Source organism: Kitasatospora sp. NPDC004240 (genome assembly GCF_053603215.1).
Genome location: NZ_JBSGFD010000018.1, coordinates 53,511 through 73,106, shown reverse-complemented (window position 1 = coordinate 73,106; position 19,596 = coordinate 53,511). Strand labels below are relative to the sequence as shown.

The 19,596-nt window shown below is 72.6% G+C and carries 14 protein-coding genes; 9 read left to right on the top strand and 5 right to left on the bottom strand.

Translation table 11 applies throughout. The features are described from left to right. Positions 1-206 (bottom strand): hypothetical protein (locus tag ACWEQL_RS07895; RefSeq protein WP_452149315.1); only part of this gene is annotated, 206 nt, incomplete at its 3' end. A gap of 34 nt (positions 207-240) precedes the next feature. Between ACWEQL_RS07895 and ACWEQL_RS07890 the strand changes: the two genes are divergently transcribed. The 8 genes from ACWEQL_RS07890 to pyk all read left to right on the top strand — a co-directional run bounded on the left by ACWEQL_RS07890 (position 241) and on the right by pyk (position 14,032). Then, on the top strand, positions 241-2,196 hold the full coding sequence (locus ACWEQL_RS07890) for an alpha-1,4-glucan--maltose-1-phosphate maltosyltransferase (RefSeq protein ID WP_452149314.1): 1,956 nt from the start codon (positions 241-243) through the stop codon (positions 2,194-2,196). Then, positions 2,193-3,917, top strand: a complete 1,725-nt coding sequence (gene treS / locus ACWEQL_RS07885; RefSeq protein WP_452149313.1) for a maltose alpha-D-glucosyltransferase — start codon at positions 2,193-2,195, stop codon at positions 3,915-3,917. The genes ACWEQL_RS07890 and treS overlap by 4 nt, the downstream gene beginning before the upstream one ends. A gap of 274 nt (positions 3,918-4,191) precedes the next feature. Then, complete coding sequence (locus ACWEQL_RS07880; protein WP_452149312.1) at positions 4,192-5,679, top strand: maltokinase N-terminal cap-like domain-containing protein; 1,488 nt, start codon at positions 4,192-4,194, stop codon at positions 5,677-5,679. 80 nt (positions 5,680-5,759) lie between these two features. Next, positions 5,760-8,270, top strand: coding sequence for a 1,4-alpha-glucan branching protein GlgB (gene glgB / locus ACWEQL_RS07875; protein ID WP_452149311.1), 2,511 nt, complete (start codon positions 5,760-5,762; stop codon positions 8,268-8,270). 104 nt (positions 8,271-8,374) lie between these two features. Further along, entirely contained in the window at positions 8,375-9,058 is a 684-nt protein-coding gene (locus tag ACWEQL_RS07870) for a hypothetical protein (RefSeq protein WP_452149310.1), read from the top strand. Between the two features lie 121 nt (positions 9,059-9,179). After that, positions 9,180-11,306: a phosphate acetyltransferase gene (pta, locus tag ACWEQL_RS07865; protein WP_452149309.1), complete on the top strand. Its 2,127-nt coding sequence runs from the start codon at positions 9,180-9,182 to the stop codon at positions 11,304-11,306. Beyond that, positions 11,299-12,513: an acetate kinase gene (locus tag ACWEQL_RS07860; RefSeq protein ID WP_452149308.1), complete on the top strand. Its 1,215-nt coding sequence runs from the start codon at positions 11,299-11,301 to the stop codon at positions 12,511-12,513. The genes pta and ACWEQL_RS07860 overlap by 8 nt, the downstream gene beginning before the upstream one ends. A gap of 94 nt (positions 12,514-12,607) precedes the next feature. Further along, complete coding sequence (pyk, locus tag ACWEQL_RS07855; protein ID WP_452149307.1) at positions 12,608-14,032, top strand: pyruvate kinase; 1,425 nt, start codon at positions 12,608-12,610, stop codon at positions 14,030-14,032. Positions 14,033-14,106: 74 nt separating this feature from the next. Here pyk and ACWEQL_RS07850 read toward each other — a convergent pair whose 3' ends face one another. The 4 genes from ACWEQL_RS07850 to ACWEQL_RS07835 all read right to left on the bottom strand — a co-directional run bounded on the left by ACWEQL_RS07850 (position 14,107) and on the right by ACWEQL_RS07835 (position 18,453). Continuing rightward, positions 14,107-15,390 carry a hypothetical protein gene (locus ACWEQL_RS07850; protein WP_452149306.1) on the bottom strand — a complete coding sequence of 428 codons (1,284 nt, stop codon included), beginning with the start codon at positions 15,388-15,390 and terminating at the stop codon, positions 14,107-14,109. Further along, positions 15,387-16,010 carry a DUF6114 domain-containing protein gene (locus ACWEQL_RS07845; protein ID WP_452149305.1) on the bottom strand — a complete coding sequence of 208 codons (624 nt, stop codon included), beginning with the start codon at positions 16,008-16,010 and terminating at the stop codon, positions 15,387-15,389. The genes ACWEQL_RS07850 and ACWEQL_RS07845 overlap by 4 nt, the downstream gene beginning before the upstream one ends. 157 nt (positions 16,011-16,167) lie before the next feature. Next, positions 16,168-16,833: a DUF6230 family protein gene (locus ACWEQL_RS07840; protein WP_452149304.1), complete on the bottom strand. Its 666-nt coding sequence runs from the start codon at positions 16,831-16,833 to the stop codon at positions 16,168-16,170. Between the two features lie 624 nt (positions 16,834-17,457). After that, positions 17,458-18,453 carry a tetratricopeptide repeat protein gene (locus tag ACWEQL_RS07835; protein ID WP_452149303.1) on the bottom strand — a complete coding sequence of 332 codons (996 nt, stop codon included), beginning with the start codon at positions 18,451-18,453 and terminating at the stop codon, positions 17,458-17,460. Positions 18,454-18,824: 371 nt separating this feature from the next. Between ACWEQL_RS07835 and ACWEQL_RS07830 the strand changes: the two genes are divergently transcribed. After that, on the top strand, positions 18,825-19,520 hold the full coding sequence (locus ACWEQL_RS07830) for a TetR/AcrR family transcriptional regulator (protein WP_452149302.1): 696 nt from the start codon (positions 18,825-18,827) through the stop codon (positions 19,518-19,520). Positions 19,521-19,596 lie beyond the last annotated feature (76 nt).

The window sequence follows — 19,596 nt, the reverse complement described above, 5'->3', positions numbered from 1 at the left end:
GGCACCGGCGGCGCCGCCGCCCGGACCGCGGCGAAGGCCACCGCGACCGGGGCCACCGCGAAGGCCCCCGCCAGGGCCGGTACGAGGACCGCCGCGAAGGCCACGACCGCGAGGGCCACCACCGCCGGGGCCGCCGCGAAGCCGGCCGCCGCGGGCACCGCGAAGCCCGCCTCCGGCAGCACCGCCAAGACCAGCAGGACCGCCAAACCAGCCGCCCGCAAGACGACAGAGAGCGACACCGTGATCGGCCGCATCCCCGTCCTGGACGTCAGCCCCCTCGTAGACGCCGGCCGCCGCCCGGCCAAGGCCGTGGTCGGCGAGACCTTCCAGGTCACCGCCACGGTCTTCCGCGAAGGCCACGACGTGGTGAACGCCAACGTCGTGCTGCGCGACCCGCGCGGGCGCAGCGGCCCGTGGACGCCGATGCGCGAGCTGGCGGAGGGCAGCGACCGCTGGGGCGCCCATGTGACGCCGACCGCGCCGGGCCGCTGGTCGTACCTGGTGGAGGCCTGGAGCGACCCGGTCGCCACCTGGCGGAAGGTCGCCGCGGTGAAGCTGCCGGCCGGGATCGACACCGCGCTGGTGCTGGAGGAGGGCGCCCTGCTGCTGGAGCGCGCCGCGGGCGGGGTGCCCAAGAAGGAGGGCCGGGCGCACGTGCTGGCCGCGGTGGACGCGCTGCGCGACACCGGTCTGCCGCCGCTGTCCCGGCTGGCCGCCGCGCTCGCCCCCGAGGTCATGGACCTGCTGGCCCGGTACCCGCTGCGCGAACTGGTGAGCGCCTCCCGTCCGCTGCCGCTCCAGGTGGACCGCGAGCGGGCGCTGTACGGCTCCTGGTACGAGTTCTTCCCGCGCTCCGAGGGCGCGGTGGTCGACCCGACCGGCGTCCAGCCGCCCGTACCGGGGACGCTGCGCACGGCCGCCGAGCGGCTGCCGGCCGTCGCCGCGATGGGCTTCGACGTGGTGTACCTGCCGCCGGTGCACCCGATCGGACGGGCCTTCCGCAAGGGCCCGGACAACACCCTGACGGCCGGTCCGCACGACGTCGGCTCCCCGTGGGCGATCGGCTCGCCGGAGGGCGGCCACGACGCGGTCCACCCGGACCTGGGCACCGTCGAGGACTTCGACCACTTCGTCGCCGAGGCCGCCTCGCTGCACCTGGAGGTGGCGCTGGACTTCGCCCTGCAGTGCTCGCCCGACCACCCGTGGGTCAACAAGCACCCGGAGTGGTTCAGCCGCCGCGCCGACGGCACCATCGCGTACGCCGAGAACCCGCCGAAGAAGTACCAGGACATCTACCCGATCAACTTCGATCAGGACTTCGATGGAATCGTCAAGGAAACCATCCGGATCCTTCGATTCTGGATGTCGCACGGAGTACGGATCTTCCGGGTCGACAACCCGCACACCAAGCCGGTGCTGTTCTGGGAGAAGGTGCTCGCCGACATCGCCCGCACCGACCCGGACGTCCTCTTCCTGGCGGAGGCGTTCACCCGCCCCGCGATGATGCACACCCTGGGGAAGATCGGATTCCACCAGTCGTACACGTACTTCACCTGGCGCACCACCAAGAACGAACTCACCGAGTACCTCACCGAACTCAGCGGTGACGCGGCCGCCTACATGCGGCCCAACTTCTTCGCCAACACCCCGGACATCCTGCACGAGTACCTCCAGCACGGCGGGCGGGCCGCGTTCGCGGTCCGCGCCGTCCTGGCCGCCACCCTCTCGCCCAGCTTCGGCGTCTACGCCGGCTACGAGCTGTACGAGAACGAGCCGGCCCACCCGGGCTCGGAGGAGTACCTGCACTCCGAGAAGTACGAGCTGCGCCCGCGCGACTGGAGCCGTACCGACACCCTCGCCCCGCTGCTGACCGTGCTGAACCGGCTCCGCCGGCGCCACCCGGCCCTCCAGCAGTTGCGCGGCCTCACCTTCCACCCCACCGACAACGACCAGGTGCTCGCCTTCTCCAAGACCGCCACCACGCCCGACGGCCTCACCGACCACGTGATCACCGTGGTGAACCTCGACCCGCGCCACGTGCAGGAGGCCACCGTCACCCTCGACGGCGACGGGCCCTTCGCGGTCCACGACGAGCTCACCGGCGCCGCCTACACCTGGGGCCGGCACAACTACGTCCGGCTCGATCCCTCAGCCGAGCCGGCTCACCTCCTCACGGTTCGGAGGAACCCAGCGTGACAGTGAACGAGCCCGTCCACGACACCTTCGCCGAGACCTCGAAGAAGAACCTGGACCCCGAGTGGTTCAAACGTGCGGTCTTCTACGAGGTGCTGGTGCGGTCCTTCCAGGACAGCAACGGCGACGGGGTCGGGGACCTCAAGGGGCTCACGGCCAAGCTCGACTACCTCCAGTGGCTCGGGGTCGACTGCCTCTGGCTGCCGCCGTTCTTCGCCTCGCCGCTGCGCGACGGCGGGTACGACGTGGCCGACTACAAGTCGGTGCTCCCGGAGTTCGGCGACCTCGCCGACTTCATGGAGTTCGTGGACGCGGCGCACGCCCGGGGCATGCGCGTGATCATCGACTTCGTGATGAACCACACCAGCGACCAGCACCCGTGGTTCCAGGCCAGCCGGGAGGACCCGGACGGCCCGTACGGCGACTTCTACATGTGGGCCGACGACGACAAGCAGTACCCGGACGCCCGGATCATCTTCGTCGACACCGAGACCTCCAACTGGACCTACGACCCGGTGCGCAAGCAGTACTTCTGGCACCGGTTCTTCTCGCACCAGCCGGACCTGAACTACGACAACCCCCGGGTCCAGGACGAGATGGTCGCCGGGCTGCGGTTCTGGCTGGACCTCGGCATCGACGGCTTCCGGCTGGACGCCGTGCCGTACCTGTTCGCGCGCGAGGGCACCAACTGCGAGAACCTCCCGGAGACCCACGAGTTCCTCCAGCGGGTCCGCAAGGAGATCGACGCCGACTACCCCGACACCGTGCTGCTGGCCGAGGCCAACCAGTGGCCGGAGGACGTCGTCGACTACTTCGGCGACTTCTCCTCGGGCGGCGACGAGTGCCACATGGCGTTCCACTTCCCGGTGATGCCGCGGATCTTCATGGCGGTCCGCCGGGAGTCCCGCTACCCGGTCTCGGAGATCCTCGCCAAGACCCCGAAGATCCCGCACGGCTGCCAGTGGGGCATCTTCCTGCGCAACCACGACGAGCTGACCCTGGAGATGGTCACCGACGAGGAGCGCGACTACATGTACGCGGAGTACGCCAAGGACCCGCGGATGCGCGCCAACGTGGGCATCCGGCGCCGGCTCGCCCCGCTGCTGGAGAACGACCGCAACCAGATCGAGCTGTTCACCGCCCTGCTGCTCTCCCTGCCCGGTTCCCCGGTGCTCTACTACGGGGACGAGATCGGCATGGGCGACAACATCTGGCTCGGCGACCGGGACGGCGTGCGCACCCCGATGCAGTGGACGCCGGACCGCAACGCGGGTTTCTCCTCCGCCGACCCGGGCAGGCTCAGTCTGCCGCCCATCATGGACCCGGTGTACGGCTACCAGGTGACCAACGTCGAAGCGCAGCAGAGCAGTTCGAGCTCCCTGCTGCACTGGACGCGTCGCATGATCGAGATCCGCAAGCTCAATCCGGCGTTCGGACTCGGCACGTACACGGAACTGCCCTCCAGCAACCCCGCGGTGCTGGCCTTCGTGCGCGAGCACGAGGGGGACCTGGTCATGTGCGTGAACAACTTCTCGCGGTTCGCGCAGCCGACCGAACTGGACCTGCGGCAGTACGGCGGGCGGTACCCGGTCGAGCTGATCGGCGGGGTGCGCTTCCCCTCGATCGGTGAGTGGCCGTACCTGCTGACCCTCGCCGGCCACGGCTTCTACTGGTTCCAGCTCCGCAAGCCCCCGCGGCTGAGCGGGACCAGGCGCCCGAAGTAACGATCCGCCAGGATCCCCGCACCACCCCACACGAGCACCACCGAACCCTCCGGGGGCGCGAGTTCGACCTCTCCCGCGCCCCCGGAGTTCTCTGCACCACCGCGCACCACCGCGTACCACCGCGTACGGAGAACAGCCCAACGGCCACCCACACGAAGGCGTGACACCCGAGCGCCGCTCGCGTGCCGTCGCCGCCGCGCCGCCGAAATCCGGAAGACTGACGGACCCGGCCAGACCCGTCGGGCAGTCCGCCCGCTTCCGGGGAAAGGGAGTCATGTCCGAAACCTCCCGTTCTCAAGCCCATGTGCACCGCGACACCCCCACCGGCCCCGCCGGAACGGTGGGCACGCGCTCCACCGGGGTCCGGAGAACCGCGCTGGGGGTCAGCGAACTCGTCCAGGCGGCCCTGCCGCTGATCGCCGAGTGGCTCCCCACCCAGCGCTGGTACGCCGGCAAGGGCCGGGCCATCACCGGTCTGACACCGGTGGTCGGCACCCCGCTCCAGGTCGGCGACCCCGCCCTGCTGCACCTGCTGCTGCGGGTCGAGCACGCCACCACCGGCGCGCCCCACGGCGACATCTACCAGCTGCTGCTCGGCACCCGCTCCGGCGAGCCGTCCGGCATCGAGCCCACCGCCGTGCTCGGCCGGCTCAACCAGGGCCCGCACGACGGCGCCGTGCTCTACGACGCGGTGCACGACCCGGAGCTGACCGGGCGGCTGCTGGAGCACCTCGCCACCGGCGACCGGTTCGGCTCGCTGTCCTTCCGCCGCACCCCCGGCCCCGGGCTGCCCGCCAACCTGCCCGGCCGCGCCTCCACCGCCGAGCAGTCCAACAGCTCGGTCATCTACGGCACCTCCTTCATCCTCAAGCTGTTCCGCCGCATCCACCCCGGCACCAACCCCGACCTGGAACTCTCCCTCGCGCTCTCCCGGGCCGGCTCCACCCGCATCCCCCGGGTCGCCGCCTGGTTCGAGAGCCGGCTGGAGCGCGCCGAGCCCGCCACCCTCGGACTGCTCCAGCGCTACCTGCCCGAGGCCGAGGACGGCTGGGAGCTCGCCCTGGACCAGGTCGGCCGGCTCAAGGGCGACCCCTCGCCCGGCAACTTCGCCATCGAGGCCCACCGGCTCGGCCGCGCCACCGCCGAGGTGCACCGGGTGCTCGCCCGCTCGATGCCGGTCGCCCGCCTCGACCGCACCCAGACCCGGCAGCTGGCCACCGCCATGGCCGACCGGCTGGACAGCGCCGTGGCCGCCGTCCCCGGCCTGATGCGCTACCGGGCCGCCCTGCGCACCGCCTTCCAGCAGCTCGCCGACGCCCACCCGGACGGCATGCCGGTCCAGCGCATCCACGGCGACCTGCACCTCGGCCAGGCCATGCGCACCCCGCACGGCTGGGTGCTGCTGGACTTCGAGGGCGAGCCCGCCAAGTCCGTCGCCGAACGCCGCGAGCCGCAGACCGCGCTGCGCGACGTCGCCGCGATGCTGCGCTCCTTCGACTACGCCGCCGCCCACCTGCTGGCCGGCGGCCCGCCCGACCCCGAGCTCGCCCACCTGGCCGCCGCCTGGGCCCAGCGCAACCGCACCGCCTTCTGCGCCGGCTACACCGCCGGCGGGGGCACCGACCCGGCCGCCTCCCCGGAGCTGATGCGCGCGCTGGAGATCGACAAGGCGGTCTACGAGGTGGTGTACGAGGCCCGCCACCGGCCCGGCTGGCTGCCCATCCCGCTCGCCGCGATCAACCGGCTCGCGCTCACCGTCTGACGCGGCCCTCCCCTCTCCCCCGTCGTCCGCCCCGCCCCCAGACCGCCCACGGAAAGCCCGTCCCCCAGGAGGACCCCGCCGTGACGCCGCTCGATCCGCCCGGCCGCCCCGACCGCACCGTGCCCGCCACCTTCCTGGCCCGGGGCACGGACTCCCCCAAGCGCGAGCCCGTGACGGCCCGGCGGGCCGCGCCCCGGCCACCGGCGGCCGCCCGCCCGGCCGCACCCCGGGCCGCCGGAGGGTCCGGCACCCAGGGGCCCGGCACCCACGCGGCCAACGCCCGGACGGCCGGCGGCCAAGGGTCCGGCGTCCAGGGGGCCGGCCGGAAGGCGCCCGGCCCGAAGGGGCCCACCGCCGCCGTCCCCCCGGCGGCGGTCCCCGCCGCGGACGGGATGCTGCGGCTTCCGGAGGCCCCGCTGCCGCCGGCCGAGGTGGACCGGCTGGTCTCCGGACAGCACCACGACCCGCACGCGCTGCTCGGCGCCCACCCGGTCAACGGCGGCACCGCGCTGCGGGTGCTGCGCCCGTTCGCCGAGCGGGTGGTGGTGGAGACCGCGCACGGCCGGGTCGAGCTCACCCATCAGCACAGCGGCCTGTTCACCGGTCTGCTGGCCGGCCCGCGGGTGCCCGACTACCGGCTGCTGGTGACCTACCCCGGCGGCGAGCCGCTGGCCCAGCACGACGGCTACCGCACCCCGCCCACCCTCGGCGAGCTCGACCTGCACCTGATCTCCGAGGGCCGCCACGAACAGCTCTGGCGGGCGCTCGGCTCCCACGTGCGCACCGTCGACGGCGTCGCCGGCACCGCCTTCGCGCTCTGGGCGCCCAACGCGGTCGGCGTCCGGCTGATCGGCGACTTCAACCACTGGGACGGCACCGGCCACCCGATGCGCTCGCTGGGCTCCTCCGGGATCTGGGAGCTGTTCGTCCCGGGCCTGGGCGAGGGCACCCAGTACAAGTACGAGATCCACACCCGCCAGGGCTGGGTGCTCGACAAGGCCGACCCGCTGGCCCGGGCCACCCAGTGCCCGCCCGGCACCGCCTCGGTGGTCACCGACTCCTCGTACGTCTGGCAGGACGACGAGTGGATGACCCGCCGGGCCCGCAGCGCCCCGCACCACCGGGCGCCGATGTCGGTGTACGAGCTGCACCTGGCCTCCTGGCGGCCCGACCTCACCACGTACCGGCAGATCGCCGAGGTGCTGCCCGGCTACCTGAAGGACCTGCACTTCACCCACGTGGAGTTCATGCCGGTCATGGAGCACCCCTTCGGCGGCTCCTGGGGCTACCAGGTCTCCGGCTTCTACGCCCCCACCGCCCGGCTCGGCGGCCCCGACGACTTCCGGCACCTGGTCGACACCCTGCACCGGCACGGCATCGGCGTCATCGTCGACTGGGTGCCCGCGCACTTCCCCAAGGACGACTTCGCCCTCGCCCGCTTCGACGGCGAGCCGCTGTACGAGCCGGCCGACCCGCTGCGCGCCGAGCACCCCGACTGGGGCACCCTGGAGTTCGACTACGGCCGCACCGAGGTCCGCAACTTCCTGGTCGCCAACGCGGTGTACTGGTGCGAGGAGTTCCACATCGACGGCCTGCGGGTGGACGCCGTCGCCTCGATGCTCTACCTCGACTACTCCCGCGAGGGCGGCGCCTGGACGCCCAACCGGTACGGCGGCCGGGAGAACCTGGACGCGGCCTCGTTCCTGCAGGAGATGAACGCCACCGTCTACCGCCGCTGCCCCGGCGTGGTCACCATCGCCGAGGAGTCCACCGCCTGGGACGGCGTCACCCGGCCCACCGACAGCGGCGGCCTGGGCTTCGGCCTGAAGTGGAACATGGGCTGGATGCACGACTCGCTGGTCTACATGTCCAAGGAGCCGGTGCACCGCAAATACCACCACAACGAGATCACCTTCTCGATGGTGTACGCCTACTCCGAGAACTACATCCTGCCCATCTCGCACGACGAGGTGGTGCACGGCAAGCAGGCGCTGGTCTCCAAGATGCCCGGCGACTGGTGGCAGCAGCGCGCCAACCACCGCGCCTACCTCGGCTTCATGTGGGCCCACCCCGGCAAGCAACTGCTCTTCATGGGGCAGGAGTTCGCCCAGGGCGCCGAATGGGACCACGAGAGCGGCCCGCAGTGGTGGGTGCTCGACGAGGGCTGGCCGGCCGCCGACGGCCACGAGGGCGTGCGCCGCCTGGTCCGCGACCTCAACCGGACCTACCGCGACGCCCCCGCCCTCTGGGAGCAGGACACCACCCCCGACGGCTTCCGCTGGCTCGACGGCGGCGCCGCCGAGGACAACCTGCTCTCCTTCGTCCGGTACGCCGCCGACGGCACCCCGCTGGTCGCCGTCTGCAACTTCTCCCCCGTGGTCCGCCACGGCCACCGCGTCGGCCTGCCCGCCCTCACCGGCCGCGACCAGCTCTGGGAGGAGGCCCTCAACACCGACGCCGAACGGTACGGCGGCGGCGGCGTCACCAACTCCCGCCCGGTCAAGGCCGAACCCGTCGAGTGGAACGGCCAGCCCCGCAGTGCCGAACTGATCCTCCCCCCGCTCGCCACCCTCTGGCTCCGCCCGGCCTGACGTCCGTCCGGGAACGAACCGGGAGGCCGGCCGGGGCGTTGTCCTGCGCCCCGGCCGGCCCTAGGCTCCCCACCGAGACTGAACGTCAGCAGTGGGGGGCCTGCGTGTTCGAGATCCTGGGGTGGCTGTACGTCCTGGCACCGCTCGGCTGCTGGGCCGCGCTGGCCCGCACCCGCACGGTCGGGGCCGTCGTCGCGGTACCGCTGCTCGCGTACGCGGCGGCCGTGGTCGCGCTCTGGAACGACCGGCTGTTCCTGCGCGCCGAGGCCGAGCTCTATCTGGCGTACCCCGTCCTGACCGGCCTGCTGATGACAGCGGGCGCGCTGGTCGAGCGGCGCTCGCTCGGCCCCCGTCCCGCGGACGAGGGCCACCGGGTCGGCGGCTCGGCCGTCACGCTCGGCGCCTGCGCCCTGGTCGGGGCGTTCGCCGTGTTCCTCCTCTACCCGTTCTCCGCGTACGAGGGCTTCCAGCCGAATCCCGCGGCGCTCTCCCTGCCCGCGGACCTCACCGTCGGGACCGACTCCGGGCCCGACCGCGGCTGCGCCCTCGCCGGCTGCCTGCGCACCCTCACGGTCCGCGGCGCCGCGGACCTCCCACCCGCCGAGGTCGCCGCCCGCCTGCGCGCCCGGCTCCTCTCCGACGGCTGGACCCCGGGGCCGGGCGGCCGGCTGGAGCACCCCAACGGCTGGCTGATCGACCGCCGCGTGATCCACGCCTGGATCACCGAGACCCCGCACGGCGTCTCCGTCGAACTCGCCGGTGGTCCCACGTACCAGGGACCCGCGTAGGGCCTTTCGTCCCCTCTTCGTCCCTTCTTCCTGGTGCGCGGGCCTCATGCGGGCGGATGCGCGGAGGGCGAATGTATGGTCGAGATGACCACTTGCCGAGACGATGGGACGGAGCGACCACGTGGCGCGCAGCGTGTACGTGACCGGGATCGACCGGGGGGACGGCCGGCAGGCGGTCGAGCTCGGGGTCATGGAACTGCTCACCCGCCAGGTGGACCGGGTCGGGGTGTTCCGGCCGCTGGTGCACGCGCATTCCCCCGGAGAGGGCGGCTCCGACCACGTCGTGGAGCTGCTGCGGGCCCGGTACCGGCTGGACCTGCCGGCCGACGCGATGTACGGGCTGACGTACGAGGAGGCCGCCGCGCTGCAGGCGGCGCAGGGCCAGGACGAGCTGGTCTCGGTGCTGGTCGACCGGTTCCGGGCGCTGGAGCGGCGCTGCCAGGCGGTCCTGGTGCTCGGCACCGACTTCGCCGGCACCAACATCCCCGACGAGCTGGCCTTCAACGCCCGGCTGGCCAACGAGTTCGGCGCCGCGGTGCTGCCCGTGGTCGGCGGCCACGGCGAGGACGCGCAGGCCGTGGTCGCGGAGGTCCGCAACGCCCACCGCGCGTACACCGACCTGGGCTGCGCCACCCTCGCGATGGTGGCCAACCGGGTCGTGCCGGGCGCCAAGCAGCGCATCCAGCGCACGCTCACCGAGAAGCTGCCGATCCCCGCGTACGTGATCCCCGAGGAGCCCGCGCTCGCCGCGCCGACCGTCGCGCAGCTGGTCGAGGCCACCGGGGCCGAGCTGCTGACCGGTGACGCGGCGGGCCTGGCCCGGGACGTGCGCGGTTTCGTCTTCGGCGGCGCGATGCTGCCGACCTTCCTGGACGCGCTGACCGAGGGCGCGCTGGTGGTCACCCCCGGGGACCGCGCCGACCTGCTGATCGGCTCGCTGGCCGCGCACGCCGCCGGGGCCCCGCCGATCGCCGGCGTGCTGCTCACCCTCGGCCAGCACCCCGGGCCCAACGTCATGGCGCTCGCCGCCCGGCTCGCACCCGGCACCCCGGTCGCGATGGTCCCCGAGGGCAGCTGGCCCACCGCCGCCGCCCTCACCCATCTGGAGGGCCGGCTCGGCCCGGCCAGCCCGCGGAAGACCGAGATCGCCCTCGGTCTGTTCGAACTGCACGTCGACACCGTCGAGTTGACCAGCCGGATCGAGCTGAGCCGCTCCGAGCGGGTCACCCCGATGATGTTCGAGCACGCGCTGCTGGAGCGCGCCCGGGCCGACCGCCGGCACGTCGTCCTGCCCGAGGGCACCGAGGAGCGGGTGCTGCGCGCCGCCGAGATCCTGCTGCGCCGCAACATCTGCGACCTCACCCTGCTCGGCGAGCCGGACGCCGTCCGCCGCCGCGCCGCGGGCCTGGGCATCACCCTGCCGCCCGAAGACCCGACGGTGGACCGCGTCCAGGTGCGCGTGGTGGACCCGGCGACCAGCCCGCTGCGCGAGCAGTTCGCCGAGCTGTACGCGAAGCTGCGCGCGCACAAGGGGATGACCGTCGAGCGGGCCATGGACGTGGTCACCGACGTCAGCTACTTCGGCACCCTGATGGTCCAGGAGGGCATCGCCGACGGCATGGTCTCGGGCGCGGTGCACTCCACCGCCGCCACCATCCGGCCCGCCTTCGAGGTGATCAAGACCTCGCCGGGCGCCGCGATCGTCTCCTCGGTGTTCTTCATGTGCCTGGCCGACCGGGTCCTGGTGTACGGCGACTGCGCGGTCAACCCCGACCCGGACGCCCAGCAGCTGGCCGACATCGCCATCCAGTCCGCCGCCACCGCCGCGCAGTTCGGCGTGGAGCCGCGGGTCGCGATGCTCTCGTACTCCACCGGCACCTCGGGCTCGGGTGCGGACGTGGACAAGGTCCGCAAGGCCACCGAGCTGGTGCGCGAGCTGCGCCCGGACATCCTGGTGGAGGGCCCGATCCAGTACGACGCGGCGGTGGACCCGCACGTCGCGGCGACCAAGCTGCCCGGCTCGCCGGTCGCCGGGCGGGCCACCGTGCTGGTCTTCCCGGACCTCAACACCGGCAACAACACCTACAAGGCCGTCCAGCGCTCGGCGGGCGCGGTGGCGGTCGGCCCGGTCCTGCAGGGTCTGCGCAAGCCGGTCAACGACCTGTCGCGCGGCGCGCTGGTCGAGGACATCGTCCACACGGTCGCGATCACCGCGATCCAGTCCCAGGAGCGCGTGAGCAGTGAGTGAAGGTACGCGAGTACTCGTTCTGAACGCCGGCTCCTCGTCGGTGAAGTACCAGCTGATCGACATGCTCGACGGCTCCCGGCTGGCGTCCGGCCTGGTCGAGCGGATCGGCGAGGCCAACGGGCGGCTGCTGCACACCCCGCGGACCGGCGGGCGGCGCGAGGAGCTCCAGGTCTTCGCCGACCACGGCGCGGCGCTCAAGGCCGTCGCCGGGGAGCTCGCCGCCGACGGCCTCGGCCTGGACTCCCCCGAGCTCGTCGCGATCGGCCACCGGGTGGTGCACGGCGGGCAGCGCTTCACCGCGCCGACCGTGATCACCGACGAGGTCCTCGGGGAGATCCGCCGGCTGGTCCCGGTCGCCCCGCTGCACAACCCGGCCAACATCACCGGCATCGAGGTGGCCCGCGCGCTGCGCCCCGACCTGCCGCAGGTCGCGGTCTTCGACACCGCCTTCCACGCCACGCTGCCCGAGCACGCCGCCCGGTACGCCATCGACACCGCGGTCGCCGACGAGCACCGGGTGCGCCGCTACGGCTTCCACGGCACCTCCCACCAGTACGTCTCGCGGGCCGCGGCGCGGCTGCTCGGCAAGGATCCGGCCGAGGTCAACGTGATCGTGCTGCACCTGGGCAACGGCGCCTCGGCCTCGGCGGTGGCCGGCGGGGTCTGCGTGGACACCTCGATGGGCCTGACCCCGCTGGAGGGCCTGGTCATGGGCACCCGCTCCGGCGACATCGACGCGGGCGTGGTGTTCCACCTGCACCGGGTCGGCGGGCTGTCGGTCGACGAGATCGACGACCTGCTGAACCGCCGCAGCGGCCTGCTGGGCCTGTGCGGGGACAACGACATGCGCGAGATCATGCGCCGCGCCGAGGACGGCGACGAGGCCGCCGACCTGGCCTTCCGTACGTACGTCCACCGGCTGCGCAAGTACCTGGGCGCCTACTACGCGGTGCTCGGCCGGGTGGACGTGGTCGCCTTCACCGCGGGGGTCGGCGAGAACGCCGCCCCGGTGCGCGCGGCGGCCACCGCCGGCCTGGAGGGGCTGGGCATCGAGGTGGACCCGGAGCTGAACGCGGTGCGCTCCGGGGAGGCCCGGATCATCTCGCCGCCGTACGCGCGGGTGGCGGTCGCCGTGGTGCCCACCGACGAGGAGCTGGAGATCGCCCAGCAGGCGTTCGCCCTGGTGCACCGCTCGTCCGGGGACTGACACCCCGTCGTCCCACTCCTCGGGACGCTTCGTCGGCGATTTCTCGCGATTCGTGCCGAATGCCCCTATAACACGAACGGATAGACTGACCCATATGCGCCGAGCGAAAATTGTCTGCACCCTGGGTCCGGCCACGGACTCCTACGAACAGCTGAAGGCCATCGTCGAGGCGGGCATGAACGTCGCCCGACTGAACATGAGCCACGGCAACCACGCGGACCACGAGGAGCGGTACCGCAAGGTCCGCCAGGTCTCGGAGGACACCGGCAAGGCCATCGGCGTCCTTGCCGACCTCCAGGGTCCCAAGATCCGTCTGGCGACCTTCGCCAACGGCCCGGTGACCGTCGACAACGGCGACGAGTTCACCATCACCACCGAAGACGTGCCCGGTGACCAGCACATCTGCGGCACCACCTACAAGGGCCTGCCCGGCGACGTGAAGCCCGGCGACCCGGTCCTGATCAACGACGGCGTCATCGCCCTGGAGGTCGTCAGCGTCGACGGCCCCCGGGTGAAGACCGTCGTCGTCGAGGGCGGCGTGCTCTCGAACAACAAGGGCATCAACCTCCCCGGCGCGGCCGTGAACGTGCCCGCCCTGTCCGAGAAGGACAAGGAGGACCTGCGCTTCGCCCTGGAGCTGGGCGTCGACATGGTCGCCCTGTCCTTCGTCCGCAACGCGGCCGACATCGAGGACGTCCACAAGGTCATGGACGAGGTCGGCATCCGCGTGCCGGTCATCGCCAAGATCGAGAAGCCGCAGGCCGTCGAGGCCATGGAGGAGATCGTCCTCGCCTTCGACGCGATCATGGTGGCCCGCGGCGACCTCGCCGTCGAGTACCCGCTGGAGCGCGTGCCGCTGGTGCAGAAGCAGCTGATCACGCTCGCCCGCCGGAACGCCAAGCCGGTCATCGTCGCCACCCAGATGATGGAGTCGATGATCCACGCCTCGCGCCCGACCCGCGCCGAGGTCTCCGACGTCGCCAACGCCATCCTGGACGGCACCGACGCGGTCATGCTCTCCGCCGAGTCCAGCGTCGGCAAGTACCCGGTCGAGACCGTCCGGACCATGAGCCGGATCGCCGAGAAGGCCGAGGAGGAGCTGCTCTCCCAGGGCCTCCAGCCGCTGAACCCGGGCCGCAAGCCGCGCACCCAGGGCGGCTCGATCGCCCGCGCCGCCTGCGAGCTGGGCGACTTCCTCAACGGCAAGGCGCTGGTCGCGTTCACCAAGTCCGGTGACACCGCCCGCCGCCTGTCGCGCTACCGCTCGCCGATCCCGGTGATCGCCTTCACCCCGGACACCGCGACCCGCAACCAGCTCTCGCTGAGCTGGGGCGTCGAGGCGTACGTGACCGAGCAGGTCGGCTCCACCGACGAGATGGTGGCCCAGGTCGACCGCGAGCTGCTGCGCATCGGCGAGCTCGACGAGGGCGACACCGTCATCGTCACGGCCGGCTCCCCGCCCGGCATCCCCGGCAACACCAACATGGTCCAGGTGCACCACCTGGGCAGCCGCGACTGACCCGTCGCGGACACGAGGCGGCCCCCGCACCTGGGACGGTGCGGGGGCCGTTCGCGTCTCGGCCGCCCGGCGGGCTACTTGGCGCCGACGTACGGGGCGTCGTCGTTGAACATCCGCATCCCCGGGATGGTCAGGGTGCCGCCGAACTGGCCGGACTGGACCGCGGTGACGCCCTTGAGCTCCATGTCCAGCGGGATCGGGAAGGCGCCGATCAGGTCGTACAGCCACTGCGGCAGGGTGTCCGGGGTGAGGGTGATCTCGCCCAGGTCGATCGGGATCGGCAGGCCGATGATCCCGGAGAGGTGGCCGGAGAGCCGCTCCACGTACATGGTGACCGGGCCCTTGCGCATCGTGGACGTGGTGCCCGGGCCGCCCTTGACGTGGAAGGTCTTGCCGTTGCCCTCCAGGGTCGACATGTCGAGATTGTCGATCTCCACGGTGTCCACCACGAACTTCAGCACCCGCTTGGTGGTGGTCGGCGTCCTCACCTCGACCACGCCCATGAAGCGGGAGCCGTGCAGCGCCAGCCGGGTGGTCTGCAGCGTCCAGTTCTGGTCCGGCACCAGGATCGGGTTGTCCGCGCTGCCGGCCGCCTTCAGGGCGCTGATGTCGACCTGGCAGTTCGGGTCGGCGCTCGGCGTGGCGGTGGCCGACGGCGTGGCCGGGGCCGAGGACTTCGCCGGCGCCTTGGTCGTGGACTTCGCCGTGGGCTTCGCCGAGGACTGGGTCGTCGGCTGGGCGGTGGCCCTGCCGGACGCCTTCGGGCTCGGCGCGGAGCTCGGTGTGCCGGCCGAGGGCGCCGGGGCCGCCGGCAGGGCCGGGGCGACCGCCGGACGGACCTCCGCGGCGGCCGGCGCCGGGGACGGCGAACTGCCCGGGTGGATCAGGTCGTTGATGCCGCCCACGATGTCGTCGATGATCCCGGTCCGGACCGTGGAGACCGGGGCGAGTGCCGGGACCGGCTGGGCGACGGCCGCGGACGGCGTCGCGGTGCTCGGCTCCGCGGCGGGCGGGGTGGCCGGCGTGGCCGGGGTCTGCGGGGCGGGCGCGCTCGGGGCCGCGGTGGCGGCGCCGGTCGGCGCCCCGGTGGGAGCGGGCACCGGCGGCGGCAGCTCGCTCTTGGGCACCGGCGTCTCCGCGATCACCGGCGGGGCGTCCGGGGCGGTGGCGCAGGGCTTGCCCACGGCCGGGTCGGCGGCGGCCGTGGTCGGCGTGTAGGCGGCGGCCATCAGCAGCGCGGTGGGCACCGCGGCCATGGCCAGCGCGCGCCCGCGCAGCCGTATCCGCACCGGCGTGCGGGGTGCCGCATGGCGGGCCGAGCGCTGCTCGGGCAGCCTCGGCGACTCCTGCTCGGTCACCGGACCTCCTTCGGACCACCGGGCTGCTGCGGGATGCCGCCCTCGGCGGAAACGGGCTTCTCCAGGTGGAGGGTCGGCTGCGCGCCCGGCTCCGGGAGGGCCGCCTGCTCCGGGACGACCGGCAGGACGTCGGTGGGCGGCTCCTGCTCGGTCGCGGTGCGCTCGGCCGTCCCCGCCTCGGCCTCGTCGGCCTCCTCGACCGCCGGCTTCGGCGGCAGCGGGGCCCACGCGATCATCAGTCCGCCGCCGATCAGGCCGGGCAGCAGCGACAGGCCGAAACCGGCCAGGTTGGAGACCGGGATGGCCACCAGGGTGAGCAGCGTGGTCGCGACACCCGCGAAGATCCGGATGGCCGGCTGGAACCAGGCGGTCAGCCCGAGCACGATCAGCAGGACGCCGATGATCAGCGAACCGGCGCCGGCCGTGGTGGACATGGAGACCGTCATGCCGCCGAGGGACAGCTTGGCGTACGGGAAGTAGAGGATCGGGACGCCGGCGAACATGGCCAGCAGTCCGCCGTAGTACGGCCGGGTCCGGCGGAAGGTACGGAACGCCCGACGCAGCCACTGGACGGGGTTCTCGTGCTCGGCGGGCCGGTATTCGGCAAGGGCGCTGGACACGTGCAGCTCCTCGATGGTGTGAACGAGGGAGAAAAAGGGATGGGTGGGACCGGGAGCGGTGCGCACACTCACCGCTCCCGGTCCCCCCGGGATGCCGTCACGACGGCGGGCCCGACCGGCCCGTCCCCGTCGTCGCGGCGCTCAGGCCGTCAACGGCCTAGTAGCACTCGTGACCACCGTCGGTGTGCAGGTTGAGCTTCAGGCCGTTGAGCTTGAAGGTGCCGGCCGAGGTGGCCCAGGCGGTCTGCTTGACGTCGGTCAGGTCGGCCTTCTCGGCGGCCTGGGCGAAGCCGACGGCGCCCGAGGGCTTGCCGTGGCCGAGCGGGGACTTCCAGTCCTTGGTCGCCTCGGTCTTCACGGTCGACGCGTCCTGACCGATGTTGATGTTGGTGAAGGTCGCGTCGGCCTGCAGCTGGTCGAGGTCGATCAGCAGGTTGGTGGCCTCGACCTGCTTGGTGGTGTCGTCCGTGTTGCCGGCCTCGAGGCGCAGCGTGATCTTCGGAAGCTTCCAGGGCAGGCCCGGGATGACGTTGGGGTCGGTGACGACCGACTGGCACAGGCCCTTGATCTTCGCCTTGTCGAAGGCGGAGATGGCGACCGGGTGCGGGGTGCCGTTGGTCTCGGCGTCGATCGACCCGAACTGCACGAACTTCTCGCCGTGCAGCTCCTGGGCGGTGACCTTGAAGCTCTGGCCGGAGACGCTGAACGAGGCCGCCAGCGCGTTGTTGGCCAGGGCGACGCCGACCGCGGCGGTGGCCGCGAGGCTCGGCACCATCACCAGGGCGAAGCGCTTCCAGCGGGTCTTGCCAAAGGTCTGGGACATGCGTGTCCTCCTTCTGGGACGTACATCTCCGGCTCCCGTGCGGTGCGTCCCGCACCGGTGGGGGCCTGGGATGGGAGAGAGCTACGTCCTCGGTAGCGGAGAGCGCCGTGGCACAACCGGCGACCACCCCCCGAGCGACAACCAGCGACCGCGCGGGCAGCGCGGCCGTACGAAGGACAGGAACCGCCGTGGGACCGCGGATACCCCCCTGCCCTCTGCCGGCGGCCGGAGCCGACGGCTGCCCGGCGGGGATCCCTACCTCCGCTTCACCGACCGGCTGTCGGGAGATGGAGAGTTGGGGACCGGGCGTCGCCGATGCTGCTTGAATCCCGGGCGAAGCACAAGGGGTGCATTACTGACGGGTAATCCAACATCAGGTGGCAGCGATCATGGAACCGGCGGATTGGTCACCCAGAGTCATGGATTGAAGGTTTCGTGACGGAGAAATCCTCCGGAAACGCCAGCGAAACACCCGTGGACGGCCACCAAGGGTGACCGTCCACGGGTGTTGTCAAGATTTGGTAAACCTCCGGCGGGCTGCCCGTAATGTCGCCAAATCACCAGCGACACCGCAGGTCACACGCCGTGCCAACGGCGGGCCCGGACGGCCCGCCGGACGCGGGATCAGAACAGGACGCGGGCCAGCGCCTGACGGGCCGCGGTGACCCGCGGGTCCTCGGCCCCGATCACCTCGAACAGCTCCAGCAGGCGCAGCCGCGCGGTGTCGCGGTCCTCGCCGAAGGTGCGGCCGACGGTGTCGACCAGGCGCCCGAAGGCGTCCTCGACGTGACCGCCCACCAGGTCCAGGTCGGCGGCGTCCAGCTGGGCCGCGACGTCCTTGGGGTCGGCCGCGGCGGCGTGACGGACCGCCTGCGGGTCCAGGCCCTCCACCCGGCGCAGCAGCTGCGCCTGGGCCAGGCCGAGCCTGGCCTCGGTGTTGCCGGGGTCGTCGGCGAGCACGTTCTCGTAGGCCTGGACGGCGCCGCCCAGGTCGCCGCGGTCCAGCGCGTCGTGCGCGGCGGACAGCGCCGGGTCCTCCGGGCGTACCGGGGCCGCCGGCGCGGAGCCGACCGCGCCCGCCTCGCCGGTGCCGACCACGCCGAAGCGCTGCTCGGCGACCAGGATCAGCTGGTCCAGCACCTTGCGGACGTTGGTCTCGCTCTCGGCGCCCTGGAACAGCGGGACCAGCTGGCCGGCGACCACGGCCATCACGGCCGGGATGCCCTGGATGCCGAACTGCTGGGAGAGCAGCGGGTTGGCCTCGACGTCGATCTTGGCGAGGACGATCCGGCCGGCGTACTCCTCCGCCAGGCGCTCCAGGATCGGGCTGAGCTGCTTGCAGGGGCCGCACCACTCGGCCCAGAAGTCGATGACCACCGGCACTTCGGTGGAGCGCTGGACGACCTCGGCCTCGAAGGTGTCCTCGGTGACATCGATGACGAGCGGGTAGCCGCCCCCGGCGGGGACCTCTCCCGCCGCTTCCGCGGCGGACGCCTGACGGGCCCGCTCGGCCCTGGCCTGCTCGGCCTTCTGAGCGGCCTCACCGGCCGCCTTCACTGCGGCGAGGTCGACCGCACCGCGCAGGGCGGAGCTGTTGAGACGCGAATTCCGTGGCTGCATGGCACCATCCTCCCCCGTCCGCGCGGGTGTCGGGCGCCAACGGCCGGGAAAGTCGCACCGCACGGGCTGTGCGGCGCCGGTTTCCCCCGGTCGGGGAGCCCTCCCCCCGGTAGCCTGAACCGTTCGGCGCGGATCCCCATCCGCGCCCCGCGCCGTTCCCGTCCCACGGGTGACGGCGCCCTGGTCGTCGCTTCTTTCGCTACGAGTCGTAGCGTAACTGCACCGAGTGCCCCCGCCGCAACCCCCGGTGGACTTCCCGGGACGTGAGCTGCCCCACTTTCCCGTCCGGCCCGGCTGACCTGGAGGGCGATTTGTCGCTACCGTTACCAGCCCCACCCAAGTTACTTACCGGTAGACCGCAAGGAGGCCCGGTGTCGGCCCCCCAGCCACCCTCGACCCCGGACGCCGGGCCACCGGTCGACCCCCGCCCGGAGGACGCCCCCGGGCCGGAGGGCGCCACCACCCGCGCCAAGGGCCGGCCGCGCAGCGTCGCCGCCGACCGCGCGATCCTGGACGCCACCCGCGAGACCCTGGCCGAACTCGGCTGGGGCGGGCTGACCATGGGCCACGTCGCCACCCGCGCCAAGGTCGCCAAGACCACCCTCTACCGCCGCTGGCCGTCCAAGAACGAGCTGGTGGTCGACGCGGTCGCCAGCCTCTTCGACGACCTGGTGATGCCCGACCTCGGCAGCCTGCGCGCCGACATCGAGGCGGTGGTCGGCCAGTTCGCCGACCTGCTGGCCCGCCCGGAGACCCAGGCCGCGCTGCTCGCGCTGTTCGCCGAGGGCACCCGGGACCCGCAACTGCGCCGGCGGATCCGCGAGTCGATCGTGGACCCGCAGAAGCACCTGGTCCGCCAGGGCCGGGCCGCCGCCCAGGCGCGCGGCGAGCTCGACCCGGACGGCGACGCCCTCGCCGCCTGCGAGGAGGTCGACATCATCTTCGACACCATCGCGGGCACCGTGGAGCACCGGATCCTGGTGAGCGGCGAGCCGGTCACCGCGGAGTGGACCCGGCGCTTCACCAACCTGCTGCTGGGCCCCTTCCCCAGCCTGATCGACACCTGAGCCCCCGGGGGCCCGGTCACCGCCCGTACGACGCGAGAACCGCCCCGCAGAGGCTCTGCGGGGCGGTTCTCGGCGT

Coding starts and splice junctions, on each gene's coding strand:
- ACWEQL_RS07880 (WP_452149312.1), top strand. CDS start 4,192: ATGTCCGAAACCTCCCGTTCTCAAGCCCATGTGCACCGCGACACCCCC.
- pyk (WP_452149307.1), top strand. CDS start 12,608: ATGCGCCGAGCGAAAATTGTCTGCACCCTGGGTCCGGCCACGGACTCC.
- ACWEQL_RS07840 (WP_452149304.1), bottom strand. CDS start 16,833: ATGTCCCAGACCTTTGGCAAGACCCGCTGGAAGCGCTTCGCCCTGGTG.
- ACWEQL_RS07835 (WP_452149303.1), bottom strand. CDS start 18,453: ATGCAGCCACGGAATTCGCGTCTCAACAGCTCCGCCCTGCGCGGTGCG.